Origin of the sequence: Paenibacillus sp. CFBP 13594 (assembly GCF_014842675.1) — a bacterium.
Classification (GTDB): Bacteria; Bacillota; Bacilli; order Paenibacillales; family Paenibacillaceae; genus Paenibacillus; species Paenibacillus amylolyticus_B.
The window spans coordinates 169,788-183,292 of sequence record NZ_JACYVQ010000011.1; the positions used below are offsets into that span (position 1 = coordinate 169,788).

At 49.9% G+C, this 13,505-nt stretch carries 9 protein-coding genes; 6 read left to right on the forward strand and 3 right to left on the reverse strand.

The genetic code is table 11. The features are described 5' to 3' along the window. Position 1: 1 nt before the first annotated feature. Entirely contained in the window at positions 2 to 1,132 is a 1,131-nt protein-coding gene (locus IFU39_RS27560) for a YheC/YheD family endospore coat-associated protein (protein WP_192135934.1), read from the reverse strand. 514 nt (positions 1,133 to 1,646) lie between these two features. On the opposite strand from IFU39_RS27560, the gene IFU39_RS27565 reads away from it, so the two are divergent. Further along, a complete protein-coding gene (locus IFU39_RS27565; RefSeq protein ID WP_192135936.1) occupies positions 1,647 to 6,842 on the forward strand; it encodes a WIAG-tail domain in 5,196 nt (1,731 codons plus the stop codon). 170 nt (positions 6,843 to 7,012) lie between these two features. Here the strand turns inward: IFU39_RS27565 and IFU39_RS27570 are convergent, their stop codons facing one another. Continuing rightward, entirely contained in the window at positions 7,013 to 8,578 is a 1,566-nt protein-coding gene (locus IFU39_RS27570) for a M4 family metallopeptidase (RefSeq protein ID WP_091020865.1), read from the reverse strand. Positions 8,579 to 8,624: 46 nt separating this feature from the next. Then, positions 8,625 to 8,897 (reverse strand): hypothetical protein, encoded by a 273-nt coding sequence (locus IFU39_RS27575; RefSeq protein WP_146118070.1) that lies wholly within the window; start codon positions 8,895 to 8,897, stop codon positions 8,625 to 8,627. A 441-nt stretch (positions 8,898 to 9,338) separates the two neighbouring features. On the opposite strand from IFU39_RS27575, the gene IFU39_RS27580 reads away from it, so the two are divergent. The 5 genes from IFU39_RS27580 to IFU39_RS27600 all read left to right on the forward strand — a co-directional run. After that, complete coding sequence (locus tag IFU39_RS27580; protein ID WP_342345683.1) at positions 9,339 to 10,304, forward strand: glycosyltransferase family 2 protein; 966 nt, start codon at positions 9,339 to 9,341, stop codon at positions 10,302 to 10,304. 41 nt (positions 10,305 to 10,345) lie between these two features. Next, positions 10,346 to 11,458 carry a glycosyltransferase family A protein gene (locus tag IFU39_RS27585; RefSeq protein WP_192135940.1) on the forward strand — a complete coding sequence of 371 codons (1,113 nt, stop codon included), beginning with the start codon at positions 10,346 to 10,348 and terminating at the stop codon, positions 11,456 to 11,458. After that, a complete protein-coding gene (locus IFU39_RS27590; protein WP_192135942.1) occupies positions 11,458 to 12,231 on the forward strand; it encodes a glycosyltransferase family 2 protein in 774 nt (257 codons plus the stop codon). The genes IFU39_RS27585 and IFU39_RS27590 overlap by 1 nt, the downstream gene beginning before the upstream one ends. Then, positions 12,228 to 12,959, forward strand: coding sequence for a sugar phosphate nucleotidyltransferase (locus tag IFU39_RS27595; protein ID WP_074096322.1), 732 nt, complete (start codon positions 12,228 to 12,230; stop codon positions 12,957 to 12,959). Before IFU39_RS27590 ends, IFU39_RS27595 begins: the two co-directional genes overlap by 4 nt. A 128-nt stretch (positions 12,960 to 13,087) precedes the next feature. Continuing rightward, positions 13,088 to 13,505: hypothetical protein (locus tag IFU39_RS27600; RefSeq protein ID WP_206759600.1), on the forward strand; the 418-nt coding region annotated here is incomplete at its 3' end.

Below are 13,505 nucleotides of genomic sequence, written 5' to 3' on the forward strand. Positions count from 1 at the left end.
ATCAATATAGTCTCCTATCGTATGTCTGCGGTTGTCTCGGAATCCTCGAATTCTGTTCCAGCAGCAGACGCCCATAAGCCATTGGTTTGCTGTACGTTGCCTTCCAGTGTTCCGACATTCCCGCCTTGCGGAAACCGTAACGCTGATCCCGTCCATTGCATTCAATAAAGTAGATCTGGCCGCTGCGCGTTATCCCGAGATCAAGACCCAGATCAGCCAGATGTGGCAGACTGGCCGCCAGATTCTGGGCAATTCGAAGTGCAACGAGTCCGATTCTGTATTCCAGCCGAGCCAAGTCAAAGCCAGATTCTCCTAATCCAAGGGCCTCTGCGAGCTTCATGACTTTACCGCCCTGGGCAATGTTGCTTACAAACGTATGGGCAGGAGCCGCTTTGGCAAACATGCCTGTTATTCCCCAAAGACCATCGCCGCCACGTTGTACAGATACCCGTAAATCTACCGGTCTGCCCTCATAACGTACCAGCGGGATACGCTCTTCAATGAGGTAGGCATGGCGAAAGATCCGCCTTAGGGTAGCGGAAGGAAGCTGTCCTTTGCTCAATCGGAAGGTAGCCCACCCTTTGCGTGCAGCCTTCGTCTCACAGGTTAGTTTCCACTGTCCATCTCGCTCAAAGACTCGCATAATACCATGACCGATGCTGCCGCTGCATGGTTTGATGACGAGGTCATCATATTGTTCCATCATATAGGCCAGAGACTCTGGCGTAGCTTTAACTGCATGGGGCAGGTGTTCTCGCAAGGCGAGGTCCTGATGAAGCATGTCATGAATGTGATCTTTACGGTACCGGTTGCGAACGTTGAATACCTGGATACCCTGCAACATCAGCTTGGTAATCTGATGCTGTTCCGTCCGGCGAAGCTGGAGTGAGCGGTTATGAATGACGGGGGGCAGTGGCATGCGCTCGCGAACATATCTGCCTTCTTTTTTTACATAGGCAAGACATGTTTTTTGATCCGAATCGATATCTTCCAGCCTCAAAAAGCAGGGAGTTAATCCATAACTGGCCGCTGCCTGTTCATAATTCGCGAGTGATTCCTGACCGGTCCTTCCGGCCGGTATCCCCCGGTACATGCGTGAATCGAACATAATGCCGATCGTTTCTTGGAGCATGACCGTTCCTCCTTCGATGTTATCGCGACCATGGATCGTCCATTCATGGAATGCCGGCCTGTCACCGCATGGCTCAGACATCGCGATAACGCAGACCGGTGTGTAAGATGCATCGCCAAGCACTAGTGCTTGCTCAGGGCGTGTCTAAAACTCCGAAGGAAGCAGGTTTGCCAAATCTTTGTTCCAAGCAAGGAAGTTTTCCGCAGGCGTGCCGGGGCACGTCAAGGGAAAATGACACAGCAGGGGGCGAAAAGACGTTGAAAGATGCACTTCAGCGAGTTTTCAGACACGACCTAAACATAATATCCTATGACATGACTGGGACGGGGGCGTGGACAGCCGCCTTTCCTCTGCTGCCCTGACACGCCTATTTCCACGAAGATCATCGAACCTTCCTGTCTTGACGCCTGTACATTCGTGCTTTGGAATCCGCAAAAGTCATAAATGAAGTGGCAGATGCCCATATGGAAGCATATGATGCCGGAGACGAACGTTAGAGGAAGGAGCAAGCTGCATGAGTAAAAATGGCAAAAAGAAGGTTCCAACGCCGAAACTGCGGCATGTGAGCCCGAAATTCAAGGAATTGGAACTGACTGATCGCCGGGCAGACAAGATGAACTCAGGTTTCACTGTGAATAGGGAAGAACGCTTGAATACGAATAAAAGGGATTCGAGGGCTGTTCAGGAGTCGGAAGAATTCCTATTTGAATCAACGGAGTTACCTTCTTCAACAAACGAGCTGGAAGAGCTAGAGATCGAAGCCAAAATCAAGACGGAACCCGTAGAGTCTGATAGCAAGGAAGTTGAGACACAAGATAGCTCGGAAAAGCAGATTCAGGTTAGCAGCTTGGCTCCGCTTGCTCTGGAAGAAGAGCAGGACATCAACAAACAGGAGATAACAAGCAAGGACCGGCTGCAGATCCTGAACCAAAACCAGATGCCGGGTCATACCGGACACTACATCTACACGGACGACTTGAGTGAATTTGCTGTTACGGAGAGCAAGTTGGCTCCTTTCTCTGTGGATGCCTCCAAGCTGAAACCGGATGCGGTTGGCAGTGAAGCATTGCAGGATTATGCGGTGACCAGCATTCACATTGCTGACGGGGCCATTGTTTCGGCGAAACTTGCGGAAGCGTCTGTATCTGAGGAGCACCTGATTGACGGCTCTGTGTCTGGTCATAAAATACGAAATGCTTCTATTGCCGGTGAGAAAATCAGAGATGGCAGTATTACTTCTCAGAAGCTTGGCAACCAGGTCATCGATTCGGCCAAAATTGCCGACGGCTCCATCGGCACAAGACATCTCAGCCGCATGCTGGTAACGGAAGAGTTAATCAAGAATCATGCCGTAACTGGAGACAAGATTGCGATTAGCGGGGTGGATACAAGACATCTCACGGGTGGAGCTGTGAATACCTCCAAACTGGCTGACGATGCAGTGACTACATCCAAAATTCGGGAAGCCGCTGTCACAGGCAGCAAAATCGACGAACTATCCATCGAGTCTCACCATATTCAGGCAGGTGCTGTTAAACAGACACATCTGGCTGAAGGGTCTATCGGTCGTTCACAACTATTAAGTGGCAGTATTGGAAGTGACCAGATAGAGGATGGATCCATACAAACAAGACATTTAGCTGAGGGTTCACTAAGTGGAAGACATCTCCTGGACGGTTCAATCGGATCAAATCAGATTCGCGCTCATTCCGTTGGCAAGGAGCAGATAGGCAATGGAGAAGTGGGCAGTGAGCATTTGATGGAAGGTGCAGTAACCAGCAGCAAACTGGCAGACCAGTCTGTGGGAACAGCAAAATTGCTGGAGCAATCCATTACGGCATCCAAGATTTCTGATCAGAGCGTCATTTCTTCCAAAATTGCGGATGAAGCCGTACAGGGTAAACATCTTGCCAAAGGGTCCATTCGTGCGGAACACATCGCGAATCGGGGAATCACACCGGTACATGTGGACAATTCCGCAATTCACTCCATTCACATTGCAAGTGGAAGCATCGAGGCAACTCATCTATCTGCCGGAAGTGTGTCCGGAGATGCTCTTGCAGACGATGTGGTGTGTGAGCGGCATCTTGCAGAGTCGGCCGTGGGTACGTATGAATTACAGGATGCGGCCGTTACAGACGTTAAACTCGCGGATGGAAGTGTGACAACAGAAAAGCTTGGAACGGCATCGGTAAGTAGCAGAGCGCTTGCCCCGGGAAGTGTTATATCCTCGCATCTTGCGAGTGGTGGAGTCACGGGTACACATCTGGCTCCAGGCAGCGTGGGTTCCGAGGCGCTGAGACCTTATGCAGTGAAATCGGAACACCTGACAGAACATGCCGTAGGTGTACCTCATCTCCAGCCGGGCAGTGTTGAAACGGATGCGATTGCACGGGCTGCGGTCACAACTGACAAATTGGCTCTTGATAGTGTAACTTCAGCCCAGCTGGCGGGCGGGTCCATTTTTCCGCCTCATCTAACAGATCATGCGGTTACCTCCCCCAAGCTCTCGCCAGAGAGTGTTGCAACAGATAAACTGGCGGATTTTGCTGTCACGTCAGCTAAACTGGCAGACGGCAGCGTGACTTCTTCCAAGATTATGGCAGAGAGCATTAACGCCAAACATATTCCAGCAGGAACCATTCGTGGGTATCACCTGAAGCAGCATTCCGTTTCACTGGAACATTTGTCGGAAGAAATACGCTCACCGGAATTATTTGCTGATGGCAGTATTACCGGCAACAAACTTCGGCATGGCTCCATAAGTGCGGACCATTTGACAGCAGACTCGGTATCCGGGACAGAACTGCAACAGGCTGCTGTAGGTAGCGAGCACTTGCAGCCATCCGTTGTACAATCCGTCCATCTGGCTGAAGGCAGCGTGAAATCTGACCATTTGGGGACTCAAGTAGTGAGCTCACAGCATCTGAAGGCAGACATCATTCATGAGGAGCATATTGCTGAACAGGTGGTCACATCGCATCACTTGGCACCCGGATCTGTCGAAACAGACCATCTGGCACCTTTATCCATTACAGCGGCTCACCTTCAGCCAGGTTTGATCAGTGGTTTGCATCTTCAGGCAGAGTCGACAAGTGCTGTTCACCTGCAGCAAGGAGCTGTGCATTCCCGTCATATTCAAGATGGTGAAATTCTTCCTCATCATATCCATGAACGCAGCATCGGAACATCTCATCTGGAAGAAGAAGCGGTAAGTACGATTATTTTGCAGGATGAATCTGTAACACGCTCCAAACTAGCAACGGGTAGTGTGGATGGCAGCAAATTAGCTGCAGGAACCGTATCGGCTACTCACCTTGCCAATGAAAGTGTGCAAACCCGTCATATCCAAGAAGGCGCAATCCTTGCTGATCATATTCAAGAGTGCAGTATTGGCGCAGTTCATCTGGATGAGGAGTCTGTAAGTGCAGTTCATTTGCAAAATGGATCTGTAACAAGTGCCAAACTGGCGGATGGCAGTATAAACGGCAGCAAATTGCTTGAAGGAACCGTATCGGGGATTCATATTGCGTCAGAAAGTGTGCAACCCGGGCATATCCAGGCTGGGGCCATTCATGCTGACCATATTCAGGAGCGGAGCATCGGCACAACACATCTGGAGGAGGAAGCCGTAAGTGCGATTCACCTGCAAAATGGGTCTGTCATCAGTGCCAAACTGGCCGACGGCAGTGTAACCGGCAGCAAGTTGATCGAAGATGCGGTGTCGGGAATCCATATCGCTTCTGAAAGTGTGCAATCCCGCCATATCCAGTCAGGAGTAATCCTTGCTGACCATATTCAGGAGCACAGCATCGGCATGCTTCACTTGGAACAGGAAGCAGTAAGTGCCATCCATCTGCAAAATGGGTCTGTAACAAGTACCAAGTTGGCCGACGGCAGTGTAAACGGCAGCAAGTTGCTTGAAGGAGCAGTATCAGATATCCACATTGCAGACGATAGTGTGCAATCCAGTAAGATTCAAGCAGGAGCCATTCATGCTGATCATATTCAAGAGCGGAGCATCGGCACAGCACATTTGGAAGAGGAGTCTGTAAGTGCCATTCATTTGCAAAATGGAGCTGTAACGAGTGCCAAACTGGCGGATGGCAGTATAACTGGCAGCAAGTTACTCGAAGGTACGGTATCCGGGATTCATATCGCATCGGAAAGTGTGCAATCCGGGCATATTCAGGCAGGAGCTATTCATGCTGGTCATATTCAGGAGCGAAGCATAGGCACAGCCCATCTGGAAGAGGAAGCGGTAAGTGCGGTTCATCTGCAAAATGGGTCCGTAACAAGTGCCAAATTGGCTGACAGTAGCATTAGCGGCAGCAAATTGCTCGAAGATACTGTATTGGGGAGCCATATCGCGTCGGAAAGTGTGCAAACTCGCCATATCCAGTCAGGAGCGATCCTTGCTGATCATATTCAGGAGCATAGCATTGGTACGTCCCATCTGGAGGAGGAAGCAATAAGTGCGGTTCATCTGCAAAGTGAATCCGTAACGAGTGCCAAACTGGCGGATGGCAGTGTGAGCAGCGACAAACTGCTTGACGATGCGGTGTTGGATGTCCATATTGCCAATGGAAGTGTGCAATCCCGTCATATCCAAGAGAGAGCCATACATGCTGACCATATTCAAGAGCGAAGCATTGGGATCTCCCACCTCAAAGCGGAATCGGTAAGTTCGATTCACCTGCACAATGGTTCCATAACAAGTGCCAAAATGGCTGACGGCAGTGTAAATGGTAATAAATTGCTTGAAGGTGCGGTATCGGCTATCCACATAGCAGACAAAAGTGTGCAAACTCGTCATATTCAGGAGGGAACCATTCTTGCTGATCATATTCAAGAACGCAGTATTCGCACAACTCATCTGGAAGAGGAATCAGTAAGCGGGGTTCATCTGCAAAATGGGTCCGTCACCAGTGCCAAATTGGCCGATGGCAGCGTGAACGGCAGCAAACTTAGTGAGCAGAGTATTACCTCTAATCACTTGAATGCGGGGATTGTAGGTCCAGCACATTTGAGCGAAGAGATATGGAATGCGATTCGTCAGTTCAGTGGAGAAACGTTGGAGCAACTGGCAGCGATCAAAAGACAAGAGGGATTGCTTCAACCAGAAAATGAAGGTGTACAGCAATCACAGCAGGTAATCGTCGAGGCATTACCGAGTACTGGTCTGGAGCAACAACAAGAGCTGGTATCCCAAACAGATCAGCTTGGCGAACTACCGGCAGCTTTGTTCACGACAGAGCCGGCGGAACAGGCTCAGCAACCACAGCTTGAACAGTCACAGGAGTTCGCTGGAACTACGGAGTTTATGTTAAGTGAACAATCGATTAAACAGGAGCATCTCTGTGATGATGCCGTGGGCAGCAGCCAGTTGCAATCAGGGGCAGTTCAAGCCAAACATCTGGCCTTCCAGCCCGTTCGCAGCGTAAGCAAACAACCAGTTGTACAACAATTCGGGATGGAAGCTTTTGTACTGCCGGAGAGTGAAGTATGCACAGAGGTAACCGTTGTTTTTGAAGAATCATTTGCTTCAGAACATTATGTGATTGTGGGCATGAGCAATGATCGGGGATTCCAGATTTCCTTGCTCTCGCAGAGTGAGGATGAAGCGGTACTTGAAGTGTCACGTACAGCAGATTGCAAGCATACGTACGGGTTGTTATCATGGATTGCTGCGGGACCTTCGCAAGGATAGTGCAGGATTGAATCCGTAATAAATAAATGATAAAAGCGGTGTCCAGAGTTGTCCGGGACACCGCTTTTGGTTGATCTAAGCTTAATCCGTTCGGACGGTGAGGGGTGTCTGAACGTTTTGTTACCATTATGATGAGTACATTATAAGTTCAACCACATTAAAATTAGATTTTACAGGCCTACAGCTTGATACGCTTTGGTAATAGCAGTAGCTTCAGCGGAAGTTGCTCCGTACAGATCTTTGGCTGCTTGAATGGTAGCTGTTTTGGCAGCGGCAAATTTGGACGTTGGTGTCAGGTAGTTCACCAGTGTGCTGTAGAAAATCTGGATTGCTTTATCCCGGCCGATTCCGGTGACAGTCACACCATTATGTGTTCCGCCTTGAGCAGCAAGGTAGTAAGCTTTGTTGATGATACCACTGTTGGTATGGACACCGCCGTTGTCCTGTGTGCCTGTGTAGCGATCGCTGTATTTGTCAGGTTGACCATACAATGTGGGGTTGGAGAGGGAGCGCAGCGCATCTCCTGGAATGTTAGGTGTGTAGATATCATCCCCGAGCAGCCAGTTTTTGCTTTGGATCGTATTACCAAAAATATCGGCAAAGGCTTCGTTGAGTGCACCTGGTTCATTACGATATTCCAGATTGGCTGTGTACTCAATGACACCATGCGTCAATTCATGACCCACAACATCGAGGTCACCAGACAGGGATCGGAACGTCGTTCCGTCTCCGTCACCAAAGACAATCTGTGCCCCGTTCCAGAAGGCGTTATTGTAGTTGGAGCCGTAGTGAACGGTTGATCTGATCAACAATCCGTTACCATTAATACCGTTACGGTTGAATTTGTTTTTGTAGAAATCATACGTAGCAGCCGCATGAGCGTGAGCATCTACACCTGCACGATCAGTCCATACATTATCCGAATCTGTGAGCAAGCTACCAGGCAGTGAGGAGCCATTGTTTGCCGTGTACGTTTGGATGCCATTGCCGCGAGTGGTGTCTTTCAGTTGGAAGGTGCTGCCGGATTGGGTGGTTGTCAGGGTTTTGGTATCTCCAAGCACACCTGTACCTGTTCCAGTGGCAAAATTAATGAGGTCAAACTGGGATACGATACTGCCATCCACTGCGTTAATGAAATATTTGGTCCGTAGAGGGGCAGGTTCCAGTACGTTTACTTCCGTAATGTAAACCAGATACGTCTGACCATCTTCTTCATGATGGTAGATGTTCAATTCAGCTTGAGGCGTGATTTCCGCGGCGCCAAGCTCTCCAATCCGGGAGGTTGCTTCTTCGGTTGCAATACGGATCGCGTCTTCTCCGCTGATCTCGGCTACACCATCATTCGGAATGGCCTGCTCTTCAATCGGTGGAAGATCGCCAAGTGCGGAGCTCACGGCTCCGGTTTTGTCCAGGTGGACCGTCTGTTCTGCACCATAAACCGGGATACCTTTAATATACTGTTTCAGGCGGAAGTGTCTTACGCCAGATGTATCTGTGTTTCTTTTGACAATTTTGAGCTGGGATTTCACATCGGAATTCAGGAATTGTTCCTGCTGTCCAAGGTAATTAAAGATGGTGTCATCTGTTCCACTGTTCAATGGAATACCCTCCTCAGAGGCATAAGGGGCCTGAAGTGGAATGGATTGATCAGACACTGGAGCTGCAGCAGCAGAGGATACGGAAGCGAGCAAAAGAGCTCCTCCAAGAATTGTTGGCATAACTTTGGCGAATTTCATAGTAAACTCTCCCATTCTTAAACTTATTTTTGTGGTTGGAAAATGTTTATGCCAGTCTCGGTTGGAATTCCGTCTGCAACTTGGGCAGCGCGGAGCGTGGGGCTGAACCTGAAGCGTGGAATAAGACAAGAAACGATTGGAACAAAATCGGCTTGGCCTTAGCTCGGGAAGTGTTAAGCACGACACCAAACAAAAAGGATAACCGTTTATTCAGTTCAGCCCGAAGGTTTAATCGTCTATTGTGTTCCTCTTTCAGAAAGCCGGGGGTTGTCCAATTGCGCAGGTAGAAGATACGTTCACGGAAAACTGGGGTGTTCAATCCGGGTTTGCGTAAATGACAAAGGCAGTGTGTTCTGAACGGCATCACTCCTCTCAAGAGTAAAATGTATCTGCTTAACAGGTTCTGTGAATGAGGTCATCATCTAATCAACCTTAGGTCAATAAATTGATTTAAAAAATGTATGGGAACTTATGTTCACCACAAGGTTATTTTTGTAAATAAAACTGCTTGGAACGTATATTATCACAATGTAAAACTTTGGAAAAGATACAAATTTAGATTTTTGTTAAAATTGTGTCTGAAGTAGGGGAGAGGTACGTTTTTCACATAATTTGACGTATTTTGTCTAAAAGCAAGGCCTGTACCCTCGTGTTCACAGGGAGAACCTGCTTCGTGCAAGGACAAACGCCGTTTCCACTGCTCCACGAATACATAGAATAACGTGTACTCCCTTGGCATGCCGATGATCGAATGCGGGAGGTGAAACTGTTGCGCAAAAACCGTACCAAAGCACGTTATGCAACCCGATCCAATGTGACACGAAGAAAAACAGTGCTGAAGAAACGAAGATGGAAGTCTGGACAAAAAAAGGGTACAAAGGCCTATACGTTCGTTATTCCATCCAAACAGCTGATGTCACAGGCCAAGGATGGAGTAGAGAATGGAACGGAAAATGGCATGAGTGATGCTCCTTTACACAGAGATGTTTCTCAGCGACCGATGCTCTCGGTCATTATCCCTGCCATGAATGAGGAGAAAAGGATTGGTGCAGTTGTACGTGAAGCGCTACGGATATGCCGTGATGCTGAAGTGCTTGTCGTTGTGAATGGTTCAACAGACGGTACGGCTAATGCAGCCAAACGGGCTGGAGCACGAGTGCTCAAGTATGCCGAAGCGCTGGGGCATGATGGAGGACGAAAAGTAGGCGCAGCGGAGGCGCGCGGTCAGGTATTGTTATTTACTGATGCAGATATCGTAATTCCCGCAGAGCACCTTGCACCTTACGTGAAGGCTGTGCTGAAGGGAACGGATGTGGCGCTTAACGACTACCATGGGCCAGTCACTCATCATCCCGTTCATCCGGTAGTGGAGGCCAAACACATGTTGAACAGCATACTCGCAAGATCCGATCTCCGAGGAGCATCCATGACAGCTATTCCACATGCAATAAGCCGAGCAGGACTTGAGGTCATGGGGATATCCTCACTGGAAGTTCCGCCACTCGCACAAGCGAAGGCAGTGATCGGCGGACTTCGGGTACGCGCTGTTCATCACGTACCTGTGGGTAGAATGAATGCAGTACGAATCAAAAAGCGAAGCGGACCTGATCTGCTAAGTCAAGTGGTACTCAATGATCATATGGCAGCGATCAAGTGGATAACGGATACGCTCGGTCCCCGGGGAGGTTATACCGATCTGCAACGTGTTCGCAACCTGGCGAGGTAAGCATGTCGCATCGGATGATGCAGCATGCTGGAGGTGAGGAAATGAAGGGACGTTCAGGGGTTGTCCGCCGCAGGCGGTCAACAAATAGACAAACGACAGCAGGAAGAACAGGAATGAACAAGCGTCTTAGGAACAAAAAACATGTAGATATTAAAAAAACAAGAAGAAGCCGATCAAAGTCTGGCCAAGTAGATCTGCACTTGATGTGGAAAGCGGGGCAAGTTGCAGGAAGCGAGGCAAAGACGAACAACACAGTATCAGAAAAACACGCACGTCTCGTATGGAATGCACACGCGGCGAACGTTGCGGAGCTAAGCAACTTCGAGCTAGTCCTGAAAGCAGGTAAGGCATTTATGCAAGGTTATGCTCAGGCCTCGGGACATTCATTCCAGATCGTGCCATTACCTCTTCGTCATTCGGCTGCTGCCGTTGTCTGTGCCTGTAATGAGGAACACACACTGGGGCAGGTGTTATTGCAACTGAAGCGGTTGCCTCTAACGGATATTATTGTGGTACTGAATGGAACGACAGATGACAGTTTGAAGCAGGTACTAAGGCAGCCGAGACTTACAGTAATCTATGAACCGGATCGGGCAGGACATGATGTGGGCCGGGCACTTGGAGCCAAGATGACGGATGCGGAGACGGTACTTTTTGTGGATGGAGATATGGTCGTCTCGGCTGAACAGCTTGCACCCTTTCTGTTCGCGGTTGATCGGGGACAGGATGTGGCGTTGAATAATCTGACGTCTTTGCTTCCTGCGTTTGCAGGGCAGGATGAGGTAAGCCGGATCAAAGCATATCTGAACCGAACATTAGGCAGGGCAGATCTTGGTTCCAACTCCATGACAGCCGTGCCTCATGCATTATCTCGTCGTATGATTGAGACCGTGAAGCCAGCATCACTGGCCGTTCCACCTAAGGCACAAAGTCTAGCTATTCAGCATGGAATGAACGTCTCTGCACCAAGTCAGGTGGATGTTATTCGTTCCAATCGGTTGCGTCCTGGTAACACGGGAAGTGGGAATGATGTCGCCAAATTGATCATCGGAGATCATCTGGAGGCACTGGCTACATTGCTGGGTACAGGTTGGAATCCAGCCCAGGCACATACACTCTCCCGTGTAGAAGTGGCTTACAGGAGGAACGCCTAATGACACTGACGAGTATGATTATCCCAACTTACAATGGTCTGGATCTGATCAGGCCCTGCATTGATGCCATACGTCAATACTCGGGCGATCCTGCGTCATATGAAATTATCGTGGTAGATAACGGTTCGACCGATGGAACGGCTGAATATTGTGCGCTGGAGCTAATTCGATTTGTCAGGTTCCCGGACAATCGGGGGTTTCCGGCAGCGTGTAACGCTGGACTTCGTGCCGCTTGCGGGGATGAGCTGCTGCTGTTGAACAATGATGTTACGGTCACGCCCCGTTGGCTGGAGAACCTGCGAACGGCTCTGTACAGTGACGCAAGTATTGGAATCACGGGTCCTGTTACGAATTATGCAAGCGGCATCCAGCAGATTAAACTGCAGTTTCGGGATATGGAACATTTTCAGGAGTTGGCCAATTCCAATAATATTGCGGATTCTTCAAGGTGGAGGGAAGTACGCCGGATCGTCGGTCTGTGCATGCTGATGAAACGAGATGTCGTGGAATCGGTTGGACTGCTTGACGAGGCATATTCTCCGGGACACTATGAGGATGACGATTATTGTTATAGAGCAAGATTGCAGGGATATCGCCTGCTGGTTTGTGGAGATGTTCTCGTGCATCATCAGGGAAGTGCCAGCTTCCAGAAGACAGATCCGGTAGCGTGGAAACAGCTGCTTGAGCGTAATCGTTCGATTTTTATGAACAAATGGCATGTCGATCCGCTTGAATATATGGACATATCCGATGAAGGAGGGAACGTGGAATGAAAGGTGTAATTCTTGCCGGCGGAACAGGAACTAGACTGTATCCGCTGACCCGGCTCATTAACAAACATCTGCTTCCAGTCGGTAAACATCCGATGATTATGTATGGCATCGACAGACTCCGCCAGGCAGGCATTGATGAACTATTGATTGTGATCAACAAACATTCCGCCGGGTTATATACAGAGTATCTTGGTGGCGGAGCGGATCATGGGGTGAAGTTGACGTATCGCATTCAGGAAAAGGCAGGCGGGATTGCGGAAGCGTTGGATCTGGCGACCACTTTTATTCTTCCTGGCGAAAAATTCGTTGTGCTTCTCGGAGATAATCTCTTCAGCGATGATCTGAAGCCTTATGTGGACCGTTACATGCAGCAACCTGCGGGTACAGCGCGAGTTCTGCTCAAAGAGGTGGATGATGCACGACGTTACGGGGTGCCTGTTTTTGATCCAAAGCATCCAGAGCGAATCTCGTACATTGAGGAGAAGCCAAGCCAGCCGAAGACCTCTTATTGTGTGACGGGCATATACATGTATGACGATCATGTATTTAACCTGATTCGCAACATTGCGCCGTCTGCGCGTGGAGAACTTGAAATTACGGATGTGAATAATCACTATGCGTCTGCTGGCGGGCTGGAATACGACATTTTGCAGAAATACTGGAGTGATGCAGGTACATTTGAATCGCTCCAGGAAGCAGCTGTCCGCATGAAAGGACAATTGCCCTAAAATATATGCGACTGATGCTACCGCTGTGCGGTGCCCCATGGGAGCAGAACACTCTGCGCCGGAGCTGGAAGGATGCTCCGGCGCTTTGCGCAGCGACAATCCTCGTGCATGCCAAAGGAGGGAATGGCGTGAGAGTAGTGACACGCACCGGGGCCGCTAGGGCCTCCGTGTCGGGTAAGCCCCGGGGCATCCACCCGGCCGTATTTATGGGCAGTGGCACTCCGGCACCAGCAGGTACAGGGTCTGCTGGAGTCAGAGGTGTGAAGTCAGGGAAACGCAGTACCCTGACCAAAGCGGGTACATCTGCAGGTGCAGCGCATAAAGCTGCTGCAAGGAAAGCGAGCAGCACAGGCAGTGTTGTTGGCAGAGCAGGCAAAGTTGGCTCTGCGAGTGCGAGCAGAGCGGCAAGAGCCAGCCGCACCCGCAAAGGCAAAGCCGGCCTGCGCCAGGCCACTGCTGGGCGCAGGCCTGCACCAGCGCGGGGCCGGCGTGCCGCTGCCCGCGCCAAGCAGCGCACGGCGATGCGCCGTGCGCCCTTGCCAGCAC

Bases quoted from the DNA above. Each gene is read 5' to 3' on its own strand.
- IFU39_RS27590 (WP_192135942.1), top strand. From the start codon at position 11,458: ATGACACTGACGAGTATGATTATCCCAACTTACAATGGTCTGGATCTG.
- IFU39_RS27570 (WP_091020865.1), bottom strand. From the start codon at position 8,578: ATGAAATTCGCCAAAGTTATGCCAACAATTCTTGGAGGAGCTCTTTTG.
- IFU39_RS27595 (WP_074096322.1), top strand. From the start codon at position 12,228: ATGAAAGGTGTAATTCTTGCCGGCGGAACAGGAACTAGACTGTATCCG.
- IFU39_RS27585 (WP_192135940.1), top strand. From the start codon at position 10,346: ATGAAGGGACGTTCAGGGGTTGTCCGCCGCAGGCGGTCAACAAATAGA.
- IFU39_RS27565 (WP_192135936.1), top strand. From the start codon at position 1,647: ATGAGTAAAAATGGCAAAAAGAAGGTTCCAACGCCGAAACTGCGGCAT.
- IFU39_RS27560 (WP_192135934.1), bottom strand. From the start codon at position 1,132: ATGCTCCAAGAAACGATCGGCATTATGTTCGATTCACGCATGTACCGG.